Origin of the sequence: Mycobacterium conspicuum (assembly GCF_010730195.1) — a bacterium.
Taxonomy (GTDB): domain Bacteria; phylum Actinomycetota; class Actinomycetes; order Mycobacteriales; family Mycobacteriaceae; genus Mycobacterium; species Mycobacterium conspicuum.
The window spans coordinates 2,738,328-2,764,051 of the sequence record NZ_AP022613.1; the positions used below are offsets into that span (position 1 = coordinate 2,738,328).

The 25,724-nt window shown below is 65.9% G+C and carries 19 protein-coding genes; 11 read left to right on the top strand and 8 right to left on the bottom strand.

The genetic code is table 11. The features are described 5' to 3' along the window. Nucleotides 1–47 precede the first annotated feature (47 nt). Entirely contained in the window at nt 48–869 is an 822-nt protein-coding gene (locus tag G6N66_RS12740) for a class I SAM-dependent methyltransferase (RefSeq protein WP_085236442.1), read from the top strand. A 33-nt stretch (nt 870–902) separates the two neighbouring features. Further along, nucleotides 903–2,504 carry an arylsulfatase gene (locus tag G6N66_RS12745; RefSeq protein ID WP_085236443.1) on the top strand — a complete coding sequence of 534 codons (1,602 nt, stop codon included), beginning with the start codon at nt 903–905 and terminating at the stop codon, nt 2,502–2,504. Here the strand turns inward: G6N66_RS12745 and G6N66_RS12750 are convergent. Beyond that, complete coding sequence (locus G6N66_RS12750; protein WP_085236445.1) at nt 2,498–4,144, bottom strand: MFS transporter; 1,647 nt, start codon at nt 4,142–4,144, stop codon at nt 2,498–2,500. The two genes, G6N66_RS12745 and G6N66_RS12750, sit on opposite strands and share 7 nt — an antisense overlap. 165 nt (nt 4,145–4,309) lie before the next feature. On the opposite strand from G6N66_RS12750, the gene G6N66_RS12755 reads away from it, so the two are divergent. Next, a complete protein-coding gene (locus G6N66_RS12755) occupies nt 4,310–5,311 on the top strand; it encodes a Gfo/Idh/MocA family protein (RefSeq protein ID WP_085236446.1) in 1,002 nt (333 codons plus the stop codon). Nucleotides 5,312–5,336: 25 nt separating this feature from the next. On the opposite strand, the gene G6N66_RS12760 is transcribed toward G6N66_RS12755, so the two are convergent. Continuing rightward, on the bottom strand, nt 5,337–6,149 hold the full coding sequence (locus G6N66_RS12760; RefSeq protein WP_085236448.1) for a sugar phosphate isomerase/epimerase family protein: 813 nt from the start codon (nt 6,147–6,149) through the stop codon (nt 5,337–5,339). 2 nt (nt 6,150–6,151) lie between these two features. Then, entirely contained in the window at nt 6,152–7,699 is a 1,548-nt protein-coding gene (locus G6N66_RS12765) for a phospholipase C (RefSeq protein WP_085236450.1), read from the bottom strand. A 181-nt stretch (nt 7,700–7,880) separates the two neighbouring features. On the opposite strand from G6N66_RS12765, the gene G6N66_RS12770 reads away from it, so the two are divergent. The 7 genes from G6N66_RS12770 to G6N66_RS12800 all read left to right on the top strand — a co-directional run bounded on the left by G6N66_RS12770 (nt 7,881) and on the right by G6N66_RS12800 (nt 16,230). Next, nucleotides 7,881–8,579 carry a TetR/AcrR family transcriptional regulator gene (locus G6N66_RS12770; protein ID WP_085236451.1) on the top strand — a complete coding sequence of 233 codons (699 nt, stop codon included), beginning with the start codon at nt 7,881–7,883 and terminating at the stop codon, nt 8,577–8,579. A gap of 199 nt (nt 8,580–8,778) precedes the next feature. Beyond that, the gene (locus G6N66_RS12775) at nt 8,779–9,981 is read left to right on the top strand and encodes a cytochrome P450 (protein WP_139825546.1); all 1,203 of its coding nucleotides are present in this window, start codon (nt 8,779–8,781) and stop codon (nt 9,979–9,981) included. Next, nucleotides 9,981–10,817: a mycofactocin-coupled SDR family oxidoreductase gene (locus G6N66_RS12780; protein ID WP_085236455.1), complete on the top strand. Its 837-nt coding sequence runs from the start codon at nt 9,981–9,983 to the stop codon at nt 10,815–10,817. Before G6N66_RS12775 ends, G6N66_RS12780 begins: the two co-directional genes overlap by 1 nt. Nucleotides 10,818–10,852: 35 nt before the next feature. Next, complete coding sequence (locus G6N66_RS12785; RefSeq protein ID WP_085236457.1) at nt 10,853–11,821, top strand: enoyl-CoA hydratase/isomerase family protein; 969 nt, start codon at nt 10,853–10,855, stop codon at nt 11,819–11,821. Between the two features lie 19 nt (nt 11,822–11,840). Then, entirely contained in the window at nt 11,841–14,180 is a 2,340-nt protein-coding gene (locus G6N66_RS12790) for a CaiB/BaiF CoA-transferase family protein (protein WP_085236459.1), read from the top strand. Further along, nucleotides 14,177–14,941 carry an SDR family NAD(P)-dependent oxidoreductase gene (locus tag G6N66_RS12795; protein WP_085236461.1) on the top strand — a complete coding sequence of 255 codons (765 nt, stop codon included), beginning with the start codon at nt 14,177–14,179 and terminating at the stop codon, nt 14,939–14,941. The genes G6N66_RS12790 and G6N66_RS12795 overlap by 4 nt, the downstream gene beginning before the upstream one ends. Next, entirely contained in the window at nt 14,935–16,230 is a 1,296-nt protein-coding gene (locus G6N66_RS12800; RefSeq protein WP_085236463.1) for a hypothetical protein, read from the top strand. The genes G6N66_RS12795 and G6N66_RS12800 overlap by 7 nt, the downstream gene beginning before the upstream one ends. Nucleotides 16,231–16,339: 109 nt before the next feature. Here the strand turns inward: G6N66_RS12800 and G6N66_RS12805 are convergent, their stop codons facing one another. Then, entirely contained in the window at nt 16,340–16,978 is a 639-nt protein-coding gene (locus G6N66_RS12805; RefSeq protein ID WP_332107698.1) for a TetR/AcrR family transcriptional regulator, read from the bottom strand. 48 nt (nt 16,979–17,026) lie between these two features. On the opposite strand from G6N66_RS12805, the gene G6N66_RS12810 reads away from it, so the two are divergent. Continuing rightward, the gene (locus G6N66_RS12810) at nt 17,027–18,706 is read left to right on the top strand and encodes an FAD-binding dehydrogenase (RefSeq protein WP_085236466.1); all 1,680 of its coding nucleotides are present in this window, start codon (nt 17,027–17,029) and stop codon (nt 18,704–18,706) included. On the opposite strand, the gene G6N66_RS12815 is transcribed toward G6N66_RS12810, so the two are convergent. The 4 genes from G6N66_RS12815 to car are packed head-to-tail and all read right to left on the bottom strand — an operon-like array spanning nt 18,703 to nt 25,713. Further along, nucleotides 18,703–19,758, bottom strand: coding sequence for a M24 family metallopeptidase (locus G6N66_RS12815; RefSeq protein WP_085236558.1), 1,056 nt, complete (start codon nt 19,756–19,758; stop codon nt 18,703–18,705). The two genes, G6N66_RS12810 and G6N66_RS12815, sit on opposite strands and share 4 nt — an antisense overlap. A 58-nt stretch (nt 19,759–19,816) precedes the next feature. Then, a complete protein-coding gene (locus G6N66_RS12820) occupies nt 19,817–21,043 on the bottom strand; it encodes a M24 family metallopeptidase (protein ID WP_085236468.1) in 1,227 nt (408 codons plus the stop codon). Then, on the bottom strand, nt 21,044–22,198 hold the full coding sequence (locus tag G6N66_RS12825; protein WP_085236559.1) for an amidohydrolase family protein: 1,155 nt from the start codon (nt 22,196–22,198) through the stop codon (nt 21,044–21,046). 2 nt (nt 22,199–22,200) lie between these two features. Then, a complete protein-coding gene (gene car / locus G6N66_RS12830; RefSeq protein ID WP_085236470.1) occupies nt 22,201–25,713 on the bottom strand; it encodes a carboxylic acid reductase in 3,513 nt (1,170 codons plus the stop codon). Between the last annotated feature and the right edge of the window lie 11 nt (nt 25,714–25,724).

A 25,724-nucleotide genomic window follows, 5' to 3' on the forward strand; every position in this document is an offset into this window, starting at 1 on the left:
CATCATCAGTTGTGTCCCACGCGCTTTGCACGGGAGGGGAAGCGAACATGACGGCAGCGAAAGTTGACTTCAGCTCGGTCAGGTGGGGCTCGGTGGAGTGGACGAACCTGGTCACCCTGTACCTGCGCGCGTATGAAAGCCATTCGCACCGACCAATTCTGGGTGACCAGGCAGCCGCCGAGGCCCTCGATCGCATCGACTACGACTTTAAGCGCATACATCGGAGCTCGCTGCCGGCGTCCAACCAGTACCTGGTCGCGCTGCGGGCAAGGCAGCTCGATGACTGGGCTACCGCCTTTCTCGCGCGTCACCCCGATGCCGTCGTCGTGCACCTGGGTTGCGGCCTCGACGGGCGAGCATTTCGGATCGCGCCACCGGGACTTTGGTTCGACATCGATCAGCCGGCCGTCATCGAGCTGCGTCGGCGGCTGTACGACGACACCGACCGCTATCGGATGATCGGCTCGTCGGTGACCGATCCGCAATGGCTCGACCAAATCCCGACCGGTCACCCGACCTTGGTCATCGCTGAAGGATTGCTGATGTACCTGTGGGAGACCGATGTTCGTCAGCTGGTCGAGCGCCTGACCGACCGGTTCGCCTCCGGCGAGATGCTCTTCGACACGCTGCCACCGATCGCGCCGCGGATGTCCAAACTGCTCACCAAAGGCATCACCAAATGGGGCATCCGCGACGCTCGCGACATGGAGAAGTGGAACCCGAAGCTCAAATTCCTCGAGCAGACGTCCGTGCTCTCCGGCTACCCGAAGATCCCATCGACGCCAGTGCGCTTGATTTACCGCCTGTTCGCCGCCCTGCCCGTCGCGGCCTACGACGTGCTCAACCGCTTCGAATACGGGCGTCGTTGAGTCCGCCAGGCCGACCTGACAGGATGCTTCACCGTGAAGCGACCCAACTTTCTGGTCATCGTGGCAGACGATCTCGGCTATTCGGACATCGGCGCCTTCGGCGGCGAAATCAGCACCCCCAATCTGGACCGGCTGGCCTACGCGGGCACCCGGTTCACCGATTTTCATTCGGCGCCGGCCTGCTCGCCCACCCGGGCGATGTTGTTGAGCGGAACCGATCACCACATCGCCGGGATCGGCACGATGCTCGAAGTCGCGGGCCCCGCATTCCGCGGCGCCCCCGGCTATGAGGGCTATCTCAACGACCGGGTCGCGGCCCTGCCCGAACTACTGCGCGACGCCGGCTACTTCACGCTGATGTCCGGCAAATGGCATCTCGGTAGCACCATCGACAGGTCTCCGTGGGCTCGTGGATTCGAGCGTTCGTTCGCGCTGCTGCCGGCAGGCGCCAGCCACTACGGAGGCGCCGCGGCAACCGGGTTCTCCATTGTGCCAACGCTTTACACCGAGGATGACCAGTTCGTCACGGTCGGCGACGAGTTCTACTCGTCGGACTCGTTTACCGACACCCTGCTGCGCTACTTCCGGGAGCGGCGCCCTGACGACGAGCGGCCATTCTTCGCCTATCTGCCGTTTCAGGCGCCGCACTGGCCGCTGCAGGCCCCCGACGAATCCATCGCGACCTATCGCGGCCGCTATGACGCCGGCCCGGACGAACTGCGCGAGGCCCGGTTGGACGCGCTGAAGCGACTCGGCCTGTGCCCACCGGATGTGGTGCCCCATCCCGTGGTGGCCGACGGCGCCGCCGAGTGGGCCGACATGACGCCCGACGAGCGTGCGCTGTCGGCCCGCACCATGGAGGTCTACGCCGGGATGGTGGACCGGCTGGACTGGAATGTGGGTCGGGTGATCGACTACCTGGCCGAGACCGGCGAGCTTGACGACACGGTCGTGATCTTCCTGTCCGACAACGGCGCGGAGGGGGCAATCGTCGAGGCGATGCCGCTGCACGGCGCCCAGATCGCCACGCAGATCGAAAAGCACTGCGACAATAGCGTCGACAACCTTGGCCGCCCCAGCTCGTTCATCTGGTACGGCCCGCGCTGGGCACAGGCCGCCACGGCGCCGTCGCGCCTGCACAAGGCGTTCACCTCTGAGGGCGGCATCCGGGTGGTCGGGTTCGTCACCTGGCCGGGCTTCGCCCGCCAGGGCGAGATCGGCACCGCGTTCACCACCGTCATGGACATCGCCCCGACCGTGCTGGAACTCGCCGGCGTCGCCCATCCCGGCACGAATTACCAGGGCCGCGAGGTGGTGCCCATGCGCGGCCGCTCGCTGGTGAAATATCTCTCGGGTGCCGCCGAGGCGGTGCACGACGGTGCCACCGGCACCGGCTGGGAGTTGTTCGGCCGCCGCGCCATTCGCCAGGGCGACTGGAAGGCGCTGCACCTGCCCGAGCCCTACGGCCCGGGCGCCTGGCAGCTCTACGACCTGTCCGTCGACCCGGGAGAGATCAACGATCTGGCCGCCGCGCGGCCCGACAAGCTCGCCGAACTGCTCGCCCTGTGGGACCGCTACGTGGAGGAAAACGGCGTAATCCTCGATCCCGTCTCGGTTTTCGAAGCCGATCAATGACCAGCCCTGTCTCGACCGACTCTTTTCCTGCGCACCCGCACGGCGAGGTAGTACCCATGCCGCCGGGTGCGGTCGACGGTATAGCTGATCGCCCTAGAGACACCGTCGGTGTCGTATTCCAACCAGCGTTCGGTGCGCTGGCGCTCGAATTCGGACCAGGACACCACGGTGAACCGTTCGAGGAACATGTCGGGCTGTTCGACACTGTGATACAACCGCCAACTGTGGCCGCCGGTTCGCAGCCGTGACTGCCTGACCGTGCTCATCGCGGCGATGAATTTTTCGCGTTTATCCGATTGCACTCGGTAGCGGACCGCTACCAGCACCGGTCCATCGTTGGGACAGGGTTCGAACACGAGCGTCGGTGTCGGCCAGGCACTAGAAACCTCGATGCTGACCTTCCCGGTGGACCGCCGCAATGGAAGCACGAAGACGCTGAGCGCAACGGCGCCCAGCACCGCCGCCGACCACAGCAGGGCTGTGTGCAATCCAGCCCGGGTGGCGATGCTGCCCCAGACATACGCGCCGATCGCCTGAGACCCCGTAGAAACCAGCAGATATATCGACAAGCCGCGGGCCATAACCCAGCGGGGCAAGGACAATTGCGCCGCCGCGTTCAACGTCGTCAACGTCATCAACCATGCGGTCCCCGATAACAACAAGAAGGGTGTCGCCGCGGCGAACGGCATCCAGACCACCACCGCCGTCGCAACTCCGTACGCGGCAGCGGACACCGCCAGCAACACGTTGTCTGATGCTTTGCGGCGCAAGGGAGTCGCGATCCCGACGGCGACTATGGCGCCCAAGCCGACGAACCCGAGCGCAGCACCGTAGCCGGCGGCCCCCAAGTGCCATTCGCGCGCGGCGGTCACCGGCAGGAGCGCTAATAGGGCCGAGGCGGGAAACAGGAAAAGCGCTGTGCGCAACAAGATCCTACGGAAATTGGGAGCGTTGCTCACGTAGAGCAGTCCGGTGATGACGGCCTGACCGAGGTGTTCTCTTTCGATGGGCGCGATTTGTCTGGGGCGTTTCCACTGCGTCAGGGCAACGATAATCGCCGCGAACGACAGCGCGTTGATCGCGAAGACCGCCGCCGGACCGACCAGCGCCACGGCAACGCCGCCGATTGCCGGTCCAATCGCTCGGGCAGAGTTGGCCGACACGCTGGCCAACGCGGCGGCTGCCGGAATCTGCTCTCGCGGTACCACTTCGGGCTGAATCGCCTGCCATGCCGGTCCGGTCAGCGCGGCGGCGCAGCCGATGGCCAAGGTGTAGAGCAATAGTGCGGTCGGACCAAGGGCGCCAACGTACGTCTGCACCGCCATGGCGAGCGTGACGATCACCGCGTAGGACTGCAGAACGATCAGGTACCGGCGCCGGTCGAACAGGTCGGCAAGCGCCCCGGCGAACACGCCCAAAAGCAACGTCGGACCGAGACTCGCCGTCTGGACGAGCGCCACGACGACGTCGCTGCTGTGCTTTTCCACCAGGAACCATTGCGCGCCGACACTTTGCATCCACGTCCCGATGTTGGAGACGAACTGCGCGACGAAGAGGTTTCGGTATACGCCGCTGCGCAACGGCGCCCACGGTGACGGTTGCGCACCGCCGGTGCGCTCGTTTTCCTCGGTCACTGACATGCGGGCAATGCCTTTCGCGCTGGAAGAGCTAAAAGTCTAAGACGACGAACGCAGACCGGTGCTCCGTGCTTCCGGCGGTATGGCTCGGGCGCAACCTGCCGGTGAAAGTGCACGTCAGGGGGATATGGCGAGTGCTCACGCCCGCCGGGGTGCTAGCGTCGGCTGATGTCTGTAAACGGAGACGCCCCGCTGCGGATCGGCATCCTGGGTGCGGCCAAAATTGCACCGTTGGCGCTGGTCAACCCGGCGAAGGAAAACAGTGAGGTCGTCGTGGCCGCCGTCGCGGCGCGCGACGCCGCGCGTGCTCGGGCCTTCGCCGACAAGCACGACATTCCCCGGGTGCACGACGACTACGACAAGCTGATCGCCGACCCGGACCTCGATGCGATTTACAACCCGCTACCCAACGGTCTGCACGGCCGGTGGACCCGGGCTGCGCTGGCCGCCGGAAAACACGTGCTGTGCGAAAAACCGTTCACGGCCAATGCCGCGGAAGCCCGTGAGATCGCCGAACTGGCCGGGCAATCGGACCGCGTGGTGATGGAAGCGTTCCACTACCGCTACCACCCGCTGGCCCTGCGGGTGGAGGAGATCATCGCCTCGGGAGAACTGGGCAAGTTGCAGCGGATCGAAGCAGCGCTGTGCTTCCCGCTGCCGAAGTTCTCCGACATTCGCTACAACTATGCGCTTGCCGGCGGCGCGACGATGGACGCCGGGTGCTATACGATCCACATGGTCCGTACGTTCGGCGGTGGAACCCCGGAAGTCGTTTCGGCGCAGGCGAAATTGCGCGGTCCTCAGATCGACCGGGCGATGACGGCCGAGTTGCAGTTCCCCGCCGGGCACAGCGGCCGGATCCGCTGTTCGATGTGGTCGGCGCGCCTGGTGCAGATCGGCGCCCATGTCTTCGGCGAACGTGGCGAGTTGCACGTGCTCAACCCGGTGTTGCCGCATGCTTTCAACCGTCTCTCGGTGAGATCGGCCAACGGCAAACGGCACGAGCGTTTCCCGCGTCGCGCTTCCTACGCCTATCAGCTCGACGCGTTCGCCGCCGCGGTGCTGCGCGGCGAACCGGTCAAGACGACGCCGGAAGACGCGGTGCAGAACATGACCGTCATCGATGCGATCTATCAAGCCGCGGGACTTCCGCTGCGGGAGCCCAGCTGAGGGGATCACCGTCACCCAGGGGCGGTCAGGCAACCTCCGACAACAACCGGCGTGCGGCGTCGACACAGGGGCGCACCCGATCGATGGGGCTGACCCCCTCTAACGCCAGGGATCGCCTGGGCACCTCGATCTCGAGCACGACGTCAGCGGGAAGCAGCGGAAGGATTTCGCGCAGCGGCAGCTCGCCCTCGCCGGGAACCATGCGCTCAAACATGGCTTCCTCCATATAGTTATCGAGACGGGGCGCCAGCGTCGTGTCGTTGAGCTGGGCGTAGCCGATCAGGTCGGGGTCGATGGCGGCCAGATCGGCGGGACCGGCCCCCGACCGCACCAGGTGCATCGTGTCGATCAACAACCGAAAGTCCGGTCGTCCGACATGTTCGAGCGCAGCCAGTGCCGTGGGGAGGTCGCCGACGGTGAGACCGGGCACTGGTTCGACCGCCGTGCGGATGTGCCGTTGCGCGGCAAGCTCCGCCAGCGCGGCGAACTGGTCGAAGGTGCGGTCCAGGTCCGGGTCGAGACTGACGGCGTTGATCCAGGGCACGCCGAGTTCGGCCAAGGCGTCGAGATCCGCGGCGAACGTACCCATGTCGGCGCCGGGCAGCACGAGAAACCCGTCGCCGAGCGAAATCGTCACGCCACGGTGATCCATTGCGGCAAGCAGATTCTGGCGAAGGGCCACGTTCTTCAGCGAGTACGACGGAAAGTCCAGCGGCACCAATGGCTGTCCCTGGACCACGGTCGAGATGTATCGGCAGCCAAGGTCAGCGGCGAGATCTACTAAATCGATTGGTGGAAGCGCGAATACGCTGAGGAAGCCAATGCCGAGGCGGTCCATGCTCAGCAGGCTCCGCTGGGAATCCCGCGAACGGGCGTCGTTTCTTGCGTGGGCATCGTCTGCGGGTAGGGCACCCGATAGGGTCGTCCGTCGCCCAGGTACGCCGGCACGATGGAGGTGACGCACTGCGACAGTTTCGGCAGGGCCCGCAGAAATGGCTGATCCAAGTTCGGCTTCGACGAGTTGGGCGGGACAGAGAAGTTGAAGGTCGACGTCATATCGCCGGTCACGCTTCTGCGCCACGGGGTCAGGTTGGGAACCGGCACCCCGAACCGGGTCTCCAGGAGCCGCAGCTGTGAGGTGTGGTCGAACGTGTCGTGAGCCATCAGCGGCCCGCGACTGTAGGGCGAAATGACCAGGCAGGGAACCCGAAAGCCCAGTCCGATCGGGCCGCGTATGCCCGCCGAACCCGGAACCGAGTTGATGTCGGGCACGGTGATGTATTCGCCGGGCGTCCCGGCGGGAGCGGTCGGCGGCACGACGTGGTCGAAGAAGCCACCGTTTTCGTCATAGCTGATGATCAACGCGGTCTTCTCCCAGACCGCCGGGTTGGACAGCAGGATCCGCAGCGCGTCCACGATCGCGACCGCACCGGACGACGGCGGCAGCGAGGGATGTTCGGACGCAAGGAAACCCGGAACCAGCCAGGACACGTGCGGCAGCTTGCCGGCGGCGACGTCGGCGATGAAATCCGCCGGGTACTTCGGAGCGAGACCATAGCGGGCCAAATCCGATGCCGGATTCGCCGCTTGCTTGAAGTTCGCGAATATCTCGCCGTAGCCGACGACCGTGTCGACGACCGGGCCGAATCTCTTCGTCTCGTACAGCTTCCAGCTCACACCGGCGGCGCTGAGATGCTCGGCCATGGTGGTCCAGCTGAACTGGTGAATCGGCGGGATGTAGGGGGTGGTCAGCTGCGGCCCGCCCTGCGTTCCGTCGAAGCCCAGCGCGGCGCTCACCCAGTACAGCCGGTTCGGGATGGTCGGCCCCAACACCGAGCAGTGGTAGTTGTCGCAGATCGTGAACGTGTCGGCCAGCAGGTAATGGACGGGGATGTCCTGTCGCGTGTAGTAGCCCATGATCGCCGCGACATTGGCCGCTGGAAGGCTGGACGCCTGCGAGGGCAACCAGTTGTTCATGGCGCCGTTGTTCCACGACGTGTGCATCGGGCCCCAGTCGTGGTTGGGGTCGTTGACGCATTCGCCGTTCAGCAGCGGCCCCCGGGTGGTGTCAAACCGATAGGGCAGCGTGACACCGCTGGGATCGAGCGTTTGCGTCTTGGGATTCCACCCCGCTTGCTGAAATAGCGGGGAAGCGGTGTTGAAGCCATTGGTACCGGAGAGCGTGCCGAAATAGTGGTCGAACGACCGGTTCTCCTGCATCAAGAACACGAAGTGCTCGATGTCGGACAAGTGACCCGAACACGGACCGGCCCCGTAGGCCTTCTCGATCACCGGACCGGCCAGCGAGAGCAGGGCCCCGGCGCCGCCCGCGGCCGCCCTGGCCAGAAATTCGCGACGCGAAACCCCGTCGAATTGGCTGTCGGTCACCGCGGCGGCCTCCCGTTGAGCCTCCTGTCGGGCGTCTCAGCTCAAGGTAAGGGACCGGAGCCATCCGTCGCGGCGCCGGAAGCGGCGTGTCGCGGGGGCACTTTACTCACACTACGAATATAGAGTAGCCTCGTGACCCAACATTCTCCGATGCATGTCCGTAGGCACGAAAGCTACCCGCATGGCCCGACACACTCCCGCGCAACGGCGAAAGCCCAATCCCGCCGAGCGTCGTCGGGACTTGTGTGACGCCGCCATCCAGCTGCTGGCCGACGACGGGGCCAAGGGGCTAAGCCATCTGAAGGTCGACCGCAAGGCCGGCGTGCCCGACGGCACCACCTCCTTCTATTTCCGAACCCGCTCCGCGCTGCTGCGCGCGGTGGCCGAACGGCTGGCCGAGTTGGACCTGGCGACCCTGCAGTCGGTGGCCGACAGCGCCGACGGCGGTGTCGACGGCGATCCCTCACCCTCGCCGTCGCGGCTGTCGCAGGTTGTCCTGCAGGCCGGCAGCGAACCGCAGTTCTCCCACACGAAGGCCCGCTACGAGCTGACGATGCAGGCCACCCGCGACCCGGCGGTCGCCGCCATCTTGCAGCAAGCCACGGACGAGTTCACCAAACTGCACCGGGAAATCCTGGTGCAGCTCATGCCGCACGGCGCCGAGCTGGAGTCGGCGGTGGTCGACGACCTCAGCAACATCACGCTGACCTTCATCAACGGTCTGCTGCTGCGGTTCGCTCACGGCGACCGGATCATCGACAGCCCCGAACAGCTCGACCGGATCTTGTCGGCCATCGCCGCCGGCGTCCTCAAGAGTCCCGACAAGGGGCGGCTGACCCAACCGGACGATGTGCGCACCGCTCGGCGCAGGCACAGGTGAGGCAGAGGTGAGCTAAGGGTGAGCCAAAGGTGAGCATGCACTTGCGCCGCACTGGGTCTTGCCAGAGCACCCGCCATGTGATTCTCTACGCACATAGAGTAATCCGGCGGCCAGCCGTCCCCAAGCATGTTCCAACCCAGCCCGCGTGCTCGTCAGAGCAACATTTGGAAACATCACCGGCAGGAGGATTTTCGTGACCGTGAGCACTGCGAGCACGGACAGCTCGATTCGCTTCGACCCGTACGACGTCGAGCTGATCGCCGACCCATATCCCATGTTCGCGCGGCTGCGCGACGACGCGCCGCTGTACTACAACGCGGAATATGACTTCTTTGCACTGAGCCGATTCGCCGACGTCAACAAGGCGTTGATCGACGTCGGCACCTACAGCTCCGCGCGCGGCGTCATCCTCGAGCTGATCAAGGCCAATCTCGAAATCCCCTCGGGCATGCTGATCTTCGAAGATCCGCCCATTCACGACGTGCACCGCAAGCTGCTGTCGCGGATGTTCACCCCCCGCAAGATTGCCGCGCTGGAGCCGTTGATCCGCGACTTCTGCGCGCAAGCGTTGGATCCGCTGGTGGGCTCGGGACGGTTTGACTTCGTGACCGACCTGGGCGCGATCATGCCGATGAAGGTCATCAGCATGTTGCTCGGCATTCCCGAGGACGACCAGGAAATGGTTCGGGATCGGGTCAATGCCCAACTGCGCACGGAGGCTGGTAAACCCATGGAGCACAAGCATGGCTTGTCCGTGGGGGAGCAGTTCGAGGCCTACATCGACTGGCGTGCGGAACACCCGTCCGACGACATCATGACCGAGTTGCTCAACGTCGAATTCGTCGACGAGACCGGCACCACGCGGCGGCTTACCCGGAACGAGATCTTGGTGTACCTCAACGTCGTTGCCGGGGCGGGCAACGAAACGACGACCCGGCTGATCGGCTGGGCGGGGAAGGTGCTGGCGGAGCACCCGGACCAGCGTCGCGAACTCGTCGAAAATCCCGGGCTCATCCCGCAGGCGATCGAGGAGTTGCTGCGCTTCGAGCCGCCCGCGCCCCACATGGCGCGCTACGTAACCCGCGATGTCAGCATCTACGACCAGACGGTCCCCGAAGGCAGCGTGATGCTGATGCTGGTGGGGGCGGCATGCCGCGACGAACGCCAGTTCGGCCCGGACGCAGGCGAATTCAAAATCCATCGCCCACCCCGACCGCACCTCACATTCAGCGTGGGTGCGCACTTCTGCCTGGGCTCGGCATTGGCGCGGCTGGAGGGTCGGGTGGCCCTGGAGGAGATCCTCAAGCGGTTCCCGGAGTGGGAGCTGGATCTAGCCAACTCCAAACTCAGCCCGACGTCGACGGTGCGGGGCTGGGAAACCCTGCCGACGGTGGTGGCGTGATGGCCGGGCGTGTGGAGGGAAAGGTCGCACTGATCAGCGGTGCCGCGCGGGGGCAGGGTCGCAGCCACGCGGTGCGGTTGGCGCAGGAGGGCGCCGACATCATCGCCTTTGACATCTGCGGACCGATCGACAACATGGCGTATCCGCACTCGACACCGGAGGACCTCGCCGAGACCGTGGAGCTGGTCAAGGCGCAGAACCGCCGCATCGTGGCCGAGCAGGCCGACGTGCGTGACTTCGCCGCGCTTAAAGCGTTGGTGGACAACGGCGTGGAACAACTCGGCCGGTTGGACATCATCGTCGCCAATGCGGGCATCGGCACGTTCGGCAACAAGCTGCACAAGATTCCCGAGCAGATCTGGCAGGACATGATCGACGTCAACCTGTCCGGCGTCTGGCACACGGTGAAAGCCGGTGTGCCGCATATCCTCGCCGGCAAGCGCGGCGGCTCCATTGTGATGACCGGTTCGGTGGGGTCGCACAAGGCGATGGCCTACACCGGCCACTACATCGCGGCCAAGCACGGCGTGCTGGGCCTGATGCGCAGTTTCGCCGTCGAGCTGGGCCAGTACAACATTCGGGTGAACTCGGTGCATCCCAGCCAGGTCAACACGCCGATGACGATGAACGAGATCACCTACCGGTTGTTTCGGCCGGATCTGGAGAACCCGGGACCGGAGGATTTCGCGCCGCACTCACAGCAGACGCACACGTTGCCGATTCCGTGGGTGGAAGCGATAGACATCAGCAATGCGGTCCTGTTCCTCGCTTCTGACGAATCTCGTTACGTCACAGGCGTTTCGCTGCCCGTCGATGCGGGCGCGTTGCTCAAATAAGCATTTAATCGATCAAATAGAAGTGGAGACGACACATGCCTGAATACGACTACGAGAAGCTGAAGAAGGAAGCCGAGCAGTACATCAAGTTCCAGAAGGACAAGAAGAACAGGATCGCCTACATCACCTTTGATCGTCCCCAGGCGCAGAACTCCACCACCTTGGGCATGCGGCAGAACTACGCCGACCTGATCCATAAGTGCAACGTGGACGACGACGTCAAGGTCGTCGTGATCCGCGGCGAGGGCCAGGATTTCGGAAGTGGCGGGGATCTGCCCGAGCAGCGGCCGATGCTGGAGAACCCGGGCCTACCGCTGCACCACGAGCTGGCGATCAACGACGACGACGTCAAGTACCCGCCGGGCGGCTCCTACCGCTACCTGTCCACCGTCACCGACTTCTACGCCAAGGCCCGTGCGGGAAACCGCCCCCTGCAAGAACTTCGCAAGATCAGCATCATCGAGGCCAAGGGCTACTGCTACGGGTGGCACTTCTATCAGGCGGGCGATGCCGACCTGGTGATCTCGTCCGACGATGCCCTGTTCGGGCACCCGGCCTTCCGCTACGTCGGCTGGGGTCCGCGGCTGTGGTGGTGGGCCGAGACGATGGGCCTGCGCAAGTTCTCCGAAATGCTGTTCACCGGACGGCCTTTCAGCGCCAAGGAGATGTACGACTGCGGCTTCGTGAACAGCGTGGTGCCCCGCGACCAGCTGGAAGCCGAGACCGAGAAGTACGCGCTGGCGTGCTCGAAGTCGCGCCCGACCGACACCGTCGCGGTGCAGAAGACGTTCCTGGAGCTCTACAAGCAACACAAGGGCGAGTACTTCGGCAGCCTGCTCACCGGGATGGTCGAGGGCATGTTGCCGATGATCCAGAACGACGCGCAAGAGGTCGACCTCACCGAGGGCACCTTCGAAAAGGGACTGAACAACGTCGTCAAGGACAACGACCTGAACTTCCCGCCGGAGTGGCGCTTGAGCCGCTCGGGCCGAAGCAAGCCCTGACCGCTTTGGGATTGCGGGCATGTCGGCGCTGACCGGTTTCAGGATCGTCGAACTGGCCGGGTCGGTCGCGGGGGAGTACTGCGGCAAGCTGCTGGCCGACTTCGGCGCCGACGTGATCAAGGTCGAGGCGCCCGGGTGCGGTAGCCCCACCCGGGCAATGGCGCCGATCCTCGGTGCGGGTACCGAAGGCAGCGCGCTGTTTGCGTACCTCAACACCAACAAGCGCTCGGTGGTTGTCGACGGCGAGCAGCTGCAGCGGCTGATTGGCACCGCCGATGCGGTGATCGACGACCGCGACCGGGGCTGGGCCGACGGGCATCCGGGCGTGGTGTTCTGCTCGATCACGCCGTTCGGTGAGCTGGCCGATGCCGAGTTCGACAATGCCAAGAGCATCAACGTGTTTCACGCCAGCGGCTGGGGGTTCCACACCCCCAGCCATGCCGATCCGGCCGAGCCGCCCCTGCAGGGGCCCGGCCGGTTCCTCGGCGACTACGAGGCCGGACTGGAGGCGGCGCTGTGCGTCGCCTCCTCGCTGTTCGGGCGGCTGCACACGGGGCAGGGCGATGCCATCGACGTTTCGCAGCAGGCCGTGCTGGTGTCCCGCGCCGATTGCATCGTGGGGCGATTCATTACCGGCGAGGTGCCGGCCGAGGGCGGCCGCGACGATTTCGACCAACAGGGCCCGGCGTCGTTTTTCGCCTGCGCCGACGGCTTCGTGTACCTGTACATGACCAGCCGTGCGCATTGGCTGGGCGTCAAGGAGTTGTTGGGGCGCCCGGAGTGGCTCGACGACTTCGACGACGACTGGCTGGAGTTCTCCGTCACGCCGGAAAAGGTCGCCGCGTTCCAGCGCGGGTTTGCGCTGTGGGTCAAGGACCTAGCCAAGGAGGCCGCGGCCGAGGAGGCTCAGCGGCTGGGTGTGCCGCTGGTCCCCGTCAACGACGCGCCGGATTTGCACAGCTCGGCGCAGTACCGTCACCGCGGCTTTTTCCGGGATGTGCACCATCCCGTGCTGGGTACCGCGGCCTATCCGACCGCCCCGTACACGCTGAGCGCGTCGCCGGCTGAAATTAGTTCTGCTGCACCGGCTCTCGGCCAGCACACCCGGTTGGTGCTGGATTCGCTCGACACACCGCGCGCGGCGCCGCTCGTCAAGACCGGCCAACTGAAGCCGGCCAGGAATCCGCGCGGCGGACCGCTGCAGGGCGTCCGTGTGGTGGAACTGACCAAGGTGTGGGCCGGCCCGTACGCAGGCAAGCTGCTGGCGCTGCTGGGCGCCGAGGTGATCAAGGTGGAAACCGCGTCCCACCCCGAGGAGATGCGTGCCTACGGCGGCACCGATATCAACCACGCGCCGTTCTTCCTGAGCATCAATCCCGAGATCCTCAGCGTCGACCTCGACATCAAGGCGGCCGACGACATGGCGCGGCTACGTGCGCTGATCGCGCACAGCGACATCGTGATCAACAACCTGCGTCCCGGCGCGATGGAGCGCCAGGGCCTGGGGTACCAGCAGCTCACCGAGCTCAAGCCGGACATCATCTCGGTCTCGATCAAGATGTGGGGCAACGACGGTCCGCTGGGGCATCAGACCGGTTATGCGCCGTGTTTCGCCGCGCTGGCCGGACTCGCCTCCCTGGTCGGCTATCCCGGCGGGCCGCCCTTGGGGGCGAGCATGCGCTACGGGGACTCGACCGTCGGCGCGGCGGCGGCATACGCCGCCGTGGTGGCGCTGCTGCACCGTGAGCTGAGCGGCGAGGGTCAGTTCGTCGACGTGTCGGCCGTCGAAACCCTGTCGACGATGATCGGGGACTGCCTGCTCGAGCAGAGCCTCACCGGAAAGCCGCTGGCGCCCAGTGGCAACCAGCACCCCGACCTGTGCCCGCACGGTTGCTATCCGTGCGCGGACGGCTCCTGGATCACCATCGCCGTGGCCGACGACGTCGAATGGCGGCGATTGTGCGACACCCTAGATGCTGCAACACTTTTCACCGACCCGCGCTACCTCAGCCTAGACTCGCGGCGCGCGCATGCGCGGGCGCTGGATGCCGACCTCTCCGCACTCACCCGCAACCACGATGCCGAGCAACTGGCGCACCGCCTGCGGGCGGCGGGTGTGCCGGCCGGCAAGAGCGCCACGTCGGTCGATGTCATTGCCGATCAACGATTGTGGGACCGCGAGTTGTACCGCTTCGTCAGTGATCACCGCGAGGGCCAGCGTCCTATCCTGGGACCGTCGTGGCGGATCGCGCGCAATCCGGCGCGCATCGAGCGTGGCGCCCCCGACCTTGGCGAAGACAACGAGTACGTGCTCCACGACATCCTGGGCGCCGGATCACCGACGAGAGGCCGACTATGACGCAGACGCTGGCCAACACCGCCGCACTTGTGACCGGTGCCAGCAGCGGTATCGGCGCGGCGACAGCGAAGGCGCTGGCCGCGCAAGGCGCCGCGGTGGCCCTGTTGGCACGACGCGCCGAACGGCTGACCGAGCTGAAAGCCGAGATCGAATCCGCGGGCGGCACAGCGCTGTTGGTGCCCGCCGACGTGACCGACGCCGAGCAGGTGTCGGCGGCGGTGCAGCGCACCGTCGCCGAGCTGGGGCGGCTGGACACTCTGGTGAACAACGCCGGGACGATGCAGATGGGTGTGGCCGCCGAGGCTTCCCTGCGGGACTGGGACGACATGGTCTCCGTCAACGTGCAGGGTGTGCTGTACGCCACCCGGGCCGCACTTCCACATCTGATCGACGCGGCCGCCGACTCACCGCGCGGGGTGGCCGATGTGGTGACGATCAGCTCCACCGCGGGCTGGGTGGCCCGCCCCGGTACCGCGGTGTACGCGCTGACCAAGTTCGGCGTGAACGCCTTCAGTGAGGGCATCCGCCAGGAGCTCATCGGCAAGCGGGTCCGGGTCGGGGTGGTCGGCCCGGGGACCGTCGACACCGAGATCTTCACCCATTTAACCGAGTCGTCGCGGGAGACGTTCGAGCGGCAGACGGCCGGCATGGTCAAGCTGCGGTCGGAAGACATCGCCGACGCGGTGCTTTTCATGGTGACAAGGGATCGCCGGGTGGCGGTCAATCACATGCTGGTGCGTGCGGCCGAACAGACATGGTGAACCGCTGGGCGGCCGGTGATCAGTTCGGTATAGCCTTTCCCGCCGATGCCGCCGCGTTGCGCGCCGCCGGGGCCCCGTTTCTCACCGATGCCTTTCGGGCGGCCGGCGCGCTCGACGGTAACCGCGTCACGCGCATCGCCGATCTGCGCGAGGTCGCGGGCGGCAGCACGGGACGCAAAGTCGTCTTGTCGGTCGAATACGACCAGGCTGCACCGGGATTGCACACCGACTTGTTCGTCAAGTTTTCCCGGGATTTCGACAACGCGATTCGTGACCGCGGGAAGACCCAGATGGAGCCCGAGGTGCGGTTCGCGTCGCTGTCGCGGGCAACCGGGTTCCCCATCGCGGTACCCACGGTCATGTTCGGCGACTATCATGCGCAGACCGGCACCGGAATACTGATCACCGAGCGAATTGCGTTCGGCTGCAATGGGATCGAGCGGCAATACCACAAGTGCCTGGACTACGAGATGCCCGAGCCGCTGGAGCACTATCGATCGCTGCTCACCGCACTGGCCCGCCTGGCCGGCGCGCACCGATCCGGGCGTCTCCCGGCCGACCTGATCGCCCATTTCCCGCTGGACGTGCAGGCCGCGACGGTGGGCGACCGCGTACCCCAGACCCGCGACCAACTGGACCGGCGGTTGCGTCAGCTGGCGGAATTCGCCGAAACCCACCCTGGACTGCTGCCCGCCAATGTTGGCTCGCCCGAGTTCTTGACGCGGTTGCGCACGGACGCGCCGCGGATCGCAGCGCACGAGCGGTTCGTCGCGGCCCAACTGGCGGCCGATACCGACTATGTCGCCCTGTGCCATTGGAACGCCAACGTCGACAACGCCTGGTTTTGGCGCGACAGCGCCGACGCCGGCGGCCTGCACTGCGGCTTGATGGACTGGGGATGCGTCGGCCAGATGAATCTGGGCATGGCCCTGTGGGGAGCGATGTCGGGTGCCGAAACGTCCTTGTGGGATCGGCATCTCGACGAACTGCTGCAGGTATTCGTGACCGAAATCGCGCAAAGTGGGGGCCCGGTTCTCGACCCCAACCGATTGCGCCGCCATCTCCTGCTCTACGCGGCGGGGATGGGCGTGGCCTGGTTGCTCGATGTACCTGCGCTGATACGCAAGCGGTTTGGTGAATCCGTCCCGGGTGACCGAACCGACCCGCGCATCAAGGACGACGAAAGCGTGCGCGCGCCGCTGCAGATGCTGTCGAACCTGTTGAATCTGTGGGAACGGCATCGCATCGGCGATCTGCTCGACGCGGCTCTCGCCGAAAGCGCCGGCTAGTCGAACAGGTCCGCGCCGGGAAGGCCTGGCGCGGACCTGTCTTTCCATGGTGCGTCGGCGTCCCGCTCCGCCGCCGCTGCGTTCGCTCTCAGCGAACTCCGCTCCCGGATCAGCCGCGCAGGAGCGTCGTCAGCAGTTGGTTGAGCCAGTCGCGCGCCGCCGTCGTGTCGTTGTCGAGGAGGAGCTGCACGGTCACGCCGTCGTAGGCCGCGACCACCGCTCGGGCAGCGTCCGCGACGGTGCCCAGCGGCCACGGCGGATCAACTGAAGCAACCGCGGCCGTGGCCGCCAGCCGCCGTTCGATCGCCTCGCGCAGCTGGGCTCGGTGATGTAAAAGCCGTTGCGCGACATGGGGATTGCGCGCAGCGTGCATCAGGAAATCGGTCTTGATCAGCAGCCAGTCACGGTCCAGCAGCAACGTAGCGGCGACACGTTCGAGCGCCGCTTCTATCGTGTCCGGGCCTTCCACGTCGGCCAGCGCCTCGCCGACCTGCTCGGTGATGAGCAATGCGCGTTCGTCATAGAGGCTGAAGAACAATTCGTCGAGGCTGTCGAACTGGGAGTAGAACGCGCCGCGGGTGTAGCCCGCCGCCGTGCAGACGTCCTCGATGCGCGTGCGCCCAAACCCCTTGTCGGCGAACACCCGATACGCGGCAGCAAGTAACCGCGCCCGCGTCTCGGCGCGGCGCTTGGTGACCCTGATCGGCTTCACTGTCACGTCCATCACTCGCCGAATACTACATTGCATCCGATACTTTAATGTATTCGTTATGCAATTAGTTTTGGAGGATGCCCAATGGATGCTGACGTGATCGTGGTCGGCGCCGGCCTGGCGGGCCTGGTCGCCACCCACGAACTCACTAGCCGCGGCAAGAAGGTGGCCGTCGTCGACCAGGAAAACGAGGCCAACCTCGGTGGTCAGGCGTACTGGTCGTTCGGCGGCATCTTCCTCGTCGACAGCCCGGAACAGCGTCGGCTGGGCGTGCAGGACTCCTTCGATCTGGCCTGGAACGACTGGCAGGGCAGCGCCGCGTTCGATCGCCTGGATGGCCCGGACGCCCAAGACCACTGGGCCAGTCGCTGGGCGCGCGCCTATGTCGAGTTCGCCGCCGGCGACAAGCGCGCCTACCTGGCGGGGCACGGCATCACGTTCCTGCCCACCGTGGGGTGGGCCGAGCGCGGCGACCTGAGCGCTGCCGGCCACGGCAACTCGGTGCCGCGTTTCCACATCGCGTGGGGAACCGGGACCGGAGTCGTCGGACCGTTCGTCGACTCCGCACGCCGGGCCGCGGCCCGCGGGCTGGTCACCTTCCACCATCGCCGTCGGGTCGACGAGCTGGTGTTCACCGGCAGCGCGGTGACCGGGGTGCGGGGCACCGTGCTGGCCGCCGACGACGCCCCCCGCGGCGCCCCGTCCAACCGCGAGCGGGTCGGCGACTTCGAACTGTCCGCTCAGGCCGTCGTCATCACGACCGGCGGGATCGGCGCCAACCACGACATGATCCGCCGCCACTGGCCCGAGCGCATGGGCACCCCACCGAAGTCGATGATCACCGGCGTCCCGGCCCATGTGGACGGCCGCATGCTCGACATCGCCGCGGATTCCGGTGTGCGGCTGGTCAACCGGGATCGCATGTGGCACTACACCGAAGGCGTCATCAACTGGAATCCGATCTGGCCCGACCACGCCATCCGCATCCTGCCCGGACCGTCGTCGATGTGGTTCGACGCGCTGGGTCGCCGCCTGCCGCAGCCGTTTCTGCCCGGCTACGACACCCTGGGCACGCTGCGCTACCTGCGCACCACGTCGGACATCGCGCAGTACGACCACTCGTGGTTCATCCTGACCCAGAAGATCATTGAGAAGGAATTCGCGCTGTCGGGCTCGGAGCAAAACCCCGACATCACCTCCAAGAGCAAGAAGGCGGTGGTGCGGCAGCGCTTGTTTGGCAGGGGGGCGCCCGGCCCGGTGGAAGCGTTCAAGACCCGCGGGGCGGACTTCGTCGTGGCGGACAATCTCGACGAGCTGGTGGGAAAGATGAACGCGTTGACCGACGAACCCTTACTCGACGCGAGCGCGATTCGCCGCCAAATCCACGCCCGCGACCTGCAGTTGGCCAATCCCTTCAGCAAGGACGCCCAGGTTCAAGGCATCCGCAATTCGCGCAAGTTTCTCGCCGACCGGCTCGGCCGCACCGCCGCTCCGCATCGCATCCTCGATGCGGACGCCGGCCTGCTCATCGGGGTCAAATTACACATCCTCACCCGAAAGACATTGGGCGGCATACAGACCGACCTCTCTTCCCGCGCGTTGGGTCTGGATGGGCAGCCCATCGGCGGGCTTTATGCCGCCGGCGAAGTCGCCGGTTTCGGCGGCGGCGGGGTGCATGGCTACAACGCGCTGGAAGGCACTTTCCTCGGCGGCTGCATCTTCTCCGGGCGCACCGCAGGCCGAGCCATTGCCGACGCGCTCTAGTGTGCTGGCCAGACCGGGCTGTGCGTCAGCACTTCCGCACCGCCGGCGCCGACATGGACGGTGTCGCGGCGAAATACGGCGCCGACGCATTCCTGCCACACGTAGGCCGTCACCGCTAGCACCATCCCGGGATCGAGGCGGTCGTCTTCGCCTGCGGCCGAGAGCGTTTCGGAGACGACGGGCGGGTCGAAGCCCAGCCCCAGCCCGTACGCGATCGGCATCGGCGGAATCGGTTCGCCGGCGGAGTCGTATGCCGCGAGCAGCTCACGGGTGGAGGCGCCGGGCCGGCATGCGGCAATGAGCTTGTCGTAGAGCAGGTTCGATCGCTGGAAAAGCTGGCGAACCTCGGCCGTGGCCGTTCCGGTCGGCCAGGTCCGGCCCACCTCGCCGACGTAGCCACCGGCCAACGCGCCGGCGGCCAACGCGACCAGGTCGCCCTCTCGTACGGTGCCGTTCGGTTGTGCGCGCCGCCAGGGATGTTCACGCGAGGTCACCCAGGCGGCGTCCTGAGTGGCGGGCGTGCTCACCCCGCCGGCGGCCATCGCTTCCAGCACCGCCCCGGCCAGCTTCTGCTCGGATAGCCCCGCCTGCAATTCCGTCACCCCGGCGGCGAGGCCACCTTCGGCGATGCGAATGGCCTCGCCCATCGTCGCGATCTCATCGGCCGTCTTGATGCGCCGTGCCGCTCGCATGGCCAGCTCGCCGTCCACCAGCTCGGCGTTGGGGAACGCTTCGGGCAACAGCGCGGCGAAAGTGGGTGTGATCGCATCGGTTCCGACGCGAAGCGCCGTTTCGGCGCCGTCGACCTTCTTCAAGACGTCGATCAGCGTCATCGGACTCCAGGTCAACCCGTAGAGGTGATCGTGGTCGATCTCTTCCGGGACACCTTCGTCATCGGTGGTGTTGAGGTAGATGTCGCCGCTGGCGCGCACCACGACGCAGACCGGCCCGAACGGTCGGGTCCCGGCTATCCACAGCTGCGGGGCGCCGGTGACGTAGCGGACGTTGGCTTGCCGCCCGAGCACCAGGATGTCGAGGTCGTGTGCCTGCATCTGGGCCAGTGCGCGTTCCCGACGCCCGACCCGCAGTTGCAGGGCGTCGGGCAATACCTCAGTCACCGTAGGGGGAGTAGGGGTAGTCGGTGATCGGCAGGTAGCCGTCTTCGGTAATCACCACGATCTCCTCACTGCGATAGCCACCGGTGCCGTCCTCCCATACCACCGGCTCCAAAACCAGGACCATGCCGGGTGGGAAGACGAAGTTGTCGTCGAAGTCTTCGCCCAGATCCGTTCCGATCATGGGGGTTTCGGCGGGGTAGGTGCCGATGCCGTGGCCGAGGTAGAAGTGCGGCAGCCACGGTTTGCGACCGCCGTTGGCGGCGATCGCCGCCCGCGCCAGGTCTCCCGAGGTGGCGCCGGCCTTGGTCACCGCGAGCACCGCGTCCAAGATGGCTCGCCACTGCCGGAACTGGTCTTGCTGTGCCGCCGTGGGTTTCTCGCCGACGATCCAGGTGCGGCCGAAATCCGAGCAGTAGCCGGCATAACTGAAGCTGATGTCGGTCCAGAGCACGTCACCGGCCGACAACTCACGATCGGTGGGCAGCAGCGGCAGCGCCAGATCGCCGTGGGTGGTCCACACGCCGGCTTCCCGCGAGGCCGGCATGACCTGCCAGATGGCTTCCAGCATGTTGGCGGTGGCGCCCAATTCGAACGCGCGGCGCACCAGCAGCGCCGAAAGGTCGATCTGTCGCACCCCGGGCGCCAGCGCTTGCTGCACGTCGGCCATGGCCCGCTCGGTGATCCGGGCTGCCTGGCGGAGGCAGGCAACCTCGTCACGGGTCTTGATCAGTTGCGCGGCGCCGACCACGATCGCCGCCTCCTGCGGCGGGCCCGAGGGAAACAGCATGCCCGACGCGCGGCGCATCGCGCCGGTCAGCTCGTCGACGGCGATCGTCGCGCCCGGCGGGATCAACTCGGCGAGCCTGCCGGCGAAGTCCGTTACCCCGCTGTCGAATTCGAGATAGACCGGGCCGTGCAGATGATCCGGCGGGACCGGCGGCGCGGCCGCCGCCCCGCTGCGGAACGGCAGGAACAGATGAGGATGCTCGTCGTCGGCCAGCACGACGGCCACGGGGCGTTCCACGTGCGACAGGCCGGCGTCCAGCAGCGGCCAGCTGACCCCGGTTGCGTACTGGACGTGGCCGTTCATCAACAAGATCAGCGCGTCGACGCCGTGCTCGCGCATCGCCGCGCGCAGGCGGGCACCGGTCTCCGAGCGCATGCGCCCCCAGTCCGGCTCGTTGGGGATCTCGACGACCGAGGTCAGTAAGTTCGTCATCTATATACCCAGGAAGTTTCTGATGTTGCCACCGACAACACGGACGGCGTCTTCGGGGCCCAGCGCGTCCACCACCGCGGCCAGCGACCGCTCCGAATACCCGAAAGTGCTTTCGTTGTGCGGATAGTCGGAGGACCACATCACCTTGTCGATTCCGATCTCGTCGATCTGTTTGAGACCCAGGCCGTCGACCATGAACGACGCGCACATGTGGGTGTCCCAGTAATAGCGGGGTTCGTGTTCGGGCTGGTGTTTGAGCATGTGCTGGTATGACGCCAGCACGTGTTCGGCATCTTGCAGGGCGGGGAGCACCCACGAGATCCCGCCTTCGAACCAGCCAACCCGCAGGCTGGGATGCCGGTCCAGGATGCCGCCGAAGACATACTTGGAGAACATCTCTCGGAACGAGTCGATGTTGACCATCATGGCGACCGCGACGCTGTTGACCTCGCTCGGGCACTTCGGCTGGCTTTCGCCGATGTGATGGGTGACCGGCAGTCCGGCGGCTTCGATCTCGTCCCACACCGCGCTCATCTCGGTGCTGGAGAAGTCGATGATCTGGCCGTGGTCGTCATTGCCCGGACTGATCGGCATGAGAAACGTCTTGAGTCCCAGCGACTTCAGCTCCTCAAGGGTGCGCCGAGCGCCGCGCGGGTCCCACCAGTTGATCAATCCGACTCCGTAGCAATGCCCGTTCGAGCGTTCCTGCACATCGGCGATGTGTTCGTTGTAGATGCGGAATATCCGTTCGCGCAGCTCCTTATCGGGGTAGTGGAACAGCGCCAACACCGCGTTGGGGAACGCCAGTTCCTTGTCGACGCCGTCGTCGGCGAGTTCACGGATGCGGGCTTCGATGTTGTTGGTGGCCGCGCCGGCGAGATCGTCGTATTGCATCAGCACTGCGCTGAAATCACCCACCACCATGGAGTTTCCGGGAGGGCCGAGCAGGTATGCGCCGTCCTCGTACCAGATTCGTGGCGCCTTGTCCTTGAGGTCGTCGGGGAAGTGCTGATAGAAGATGTCGTCGGCGACCGAGATGTGGTTGTCGGCCGAGAAGACCTCGGTCCCGGCGGGCAGGCCGGTGTCGAATGCGGTGGCCTGACCGTGCCGGTGCTTGGGGGCACCGATGGGACCGGCCGGGTAGAGACTTGTCATCGTCATTCCTTCGGACGCAGCACGCCAAGCGCTTTGAGGTCGGTGAGGTATTTGCCGATCATCTGCTCCGAAAGGTGCGGGATCGCCCGACCTGACTCTTCGACCGCCGCCTGGAAGCGTGCGCCGGGCACCGGCGAGCCGCCGACGGCGGCCATGGGTTGGCGGTACACATCCAACACTGTAAGCACCGACTGGGCGCGTTCGCGTTCCGGGAGGGCCCGCATCGCGGTCTCGAATCGACTCAGCCAGTTCGAGTAGTCGTCGATCCGTTCGATCGGATGGCCCGCGGCGACGATCCAGTCCACGAAGGTGTCCAGCGAAATGCCGTCGTCGTGCGGGTTGGTGGTGTTATAGGTGTCAAAGCTGCTGCCCTGTCGTGGGCCGATCGCCGCCATCGCCTCTGCGAGGAAGTCGACCGGGAGGCCCTCGTAGTGCGGCTGCTGGCCGTCCCGGCCGGGACGGTAGAACGATCGCGGGGCGGTGCCGGTGGCGACCAGGCTGAACAACAACCGGGTAAAGATATCGGGCACGTTGAGCTGCCCGGTGTATCGACTGTCGGCGAGGATCATGCCGGGCCGGAACACCGCGACGGGCAGTCCGCACAGGTCGTGCGCCTCGCGCATCAGCACCTCGCCGGCCCACTTGCTGATCCCGTAACCGTTGGCGTAGCTGTCGTCGACGACGCAGGACGGCACCGCTCGGCGGATATCGGAGTCTTCGTCGACAAGATGGTGTGCCACCGCGGTGACGCCCAGCGTGGAGATGTAGTGAATCGGCTTGAGCCTGGCGGAGATCGCCAGCCGGATCACCTCGGCCGTGCCCACCACGTTCGGGCCGAACAACTGCTGGTAGGGCAGGACGTGATTGACATGAGCCGCGGGATGCACGATCAAGTCGACGTTCTGTGACAGGCGGCGCCACGTCTCGTCGTCCAGGCCGAGGTTGGGTTCGCCGATGTCTCCGGCCAGCACCTCGAGATGCCCCTCGGCCAGCGTGCGGAAACGATCGAGCAATTCGGCGTCGGAGCCCAAGACCGCCTCGATGCGCTGGCGGGCCTGCGCGGCGTCGGCGCCGCGGGTCAGGCAGATCAGCGTGCCGCCCGAATCCGCCAGTGTTTGCAGCCATTCCATGCCCAGGAAGCGTCCCAGGAAGCCGGTGACGCCGGTGAGCAGCACGGTGCGGATCTCGGCGGTGGGGTGTGGCAGCGTCATCGCGGTCTTGAGGACGTCGTCCTCGATGAACTTATCCAGCGTGAGGTCGCTGGCGTTGACCTCGGCGCTGCCCGAGTTGTGCACCGAAGCGTAGCCGGGCCGCAAACCATCGGAGGCGCGGTGACGTTCGATGGTGTTGGCGATGGCGAGCAGATCCCCGGTCGGGTCGACGATCACCCCGACCGGGACGTCGACGCCGTAGATGTCGGTCAGCAGCGTGGAAAAGGTCAACGCGGACAGCGAATCGCCACCCAGATCGATAAACCTCGCCTCCGGGGAGATGTCGGCTGCCGCCACACCGAGGGTGGCCTGCACCGCCTTGGTGACGGTCGCCAGCACTGGTTGGTCGGCGCCGCCCAAGCGCAGCGCCCGTAGCTGGCTGAGCTGATCGGAGGCCATCGACGCGTACAGCTGCTCCAGGCTGTCGCCGTAGCGCTCTTTGAGCTTGGGGCGCAAGTACTTTCCGACTCCCGATAGCAGCCCGTTCGCGAGGCTGAACGGCTCCTTTTCGATCAGGAAGTCCCGCGGGATCTCGTAGCCGTTGAGGTGGTTTTCGCGCGCTATCTCGCGCAGCGACTCATGGATCACCGAGGCGTCCACCACGTCTTCGGTGGGCACCACGACGGCGAGCAGGTAGGAGCGTTCGCTGTTGCCGTAGATATAGATTTGCCGGATCACCGGGCTCGTCGCGTACAGCGCCTCCAGTCTTGAGACGGCGACGAATTCGCCCTGCGCGAGCTTGATGACGTTGTTGCGCCGGTCCACGTAGCGCAGCCGGTCGGGACCGACCTCGGCCATCACGTCACCGGTCTTGTAGTAGCCGTCCTCGTCGAACATCGTGGCCGTCAGGTCGGGGCGGTTGTAGTAGCCGGCCATAAACCGCGCCGATTTGACGGCCAATTCTCCTCGTGGGTACGGCTTGTCGGTGTTGAAGTAGCCGAGTTCGGGAACGTCGAGGAGTTTGTAGTCGATCACCGGCGGCCGCAGCACCTGCTCGTCGGCCACGATCATCCCGCCGGCGATTTCGGTGGAGGAGTATCCGATCAGCAGGTGCTGGTCGAGCACTTCTTCCATGAACACCTTGATCTCGGGGGAGAGCGCCGCCGAACCGCAGCCCACCGCCAGCACCCGGCCGCCCAGAATCTCCTCGCGGATAGCCGTTTTGATCTCGTCGCTGACTTCGTCGGGATCGGCGCCGGACGCCGTTCGCCGGTCGAGCTCACGCTGGTAGTAGTGATAGAACATCTCGCACACCCGCGGCACCAGGCTCATCGAGGTGGGCCGGACCAGCGCCAAATCCTCGAACAATGTCGAAAGATCGCTCTTGGCCGCGAAATAACTGGTGCCACCGTTGGCCAACGTCAGGATCACATAGCCGTACCCGATCAGATGGCTCATCGGCATGTAACTCAGGGTGATGACCGGCTGATCGGACTGCGCGAGCCACGTTCCGATGCAAAGGCTTTCGGTGAACATCGCGCCCTTGGGGGTGCCCGTGCTGCCCGACGTGTAGAACACCCAGGCCAGCGGATCCTCATCGGCCGCGGCGACGTGCAGCGGCGGAGTGGGCAGCGATTCGCCATGTGCGACAACGTCATCGATGGTTTCGAGGGTGAGCGCGTCGCCCGCCTCGGCCAACCGCGCGCGGGCCGCCTCGAATACGGAGCGTTGGTCGTCGTCGCGGGGTTCGTAGTCGAAGACGATCAGGCGCTGCGGTGCGGTGCCCGCCAGCACGGCCTCGACCGCCGTCTCGAGGTTGTCCAGGCCCACCCCAAGGATCCGCGGCTGCGTCTCGTCCAGGATCGGCGCGTGTTGCGCCGCCGGCGCACTGGTCTGCAGGGGCACCACCACGGCGCCGAGATGAATGCAGGCACACTCGAGCACCGTGTAATCGATGCTGGCGAAACCCAATACGCAGACGAAGTCCCCGGGCCGCACCGGGTGCCGCTCGTGGTGGTGCCAATCTCCGGCCGTCGCCTGGATGCGGGCCCACAACTGGGCGTAGCTGATGGTCTCGAACCGCGGCAGGAAACGCAGTGTGGACCGGCCGGCGTCGTCGGTGACGATTTCCCGGACGCGCTGTCCGAGGGCCGGCCGGTCGGCGTAGCCCCGCAGCACCTTCGCCATGACTTCGGCGATGCGTTGTCCGCGCACCCGGGTCGCGGCGGCGATTTCGTCGTCGGGCTTGGTGATCCGGAACTGTTCGTCCTCGACGTACAACCGCTCGCGCCGGCGCGCTACCCGCTCCCACTGGTCCTGTTGCGTACCGGGGTCTTTCGCGTCACTGCGGCCGATAAACGGCATTGCCTACCACC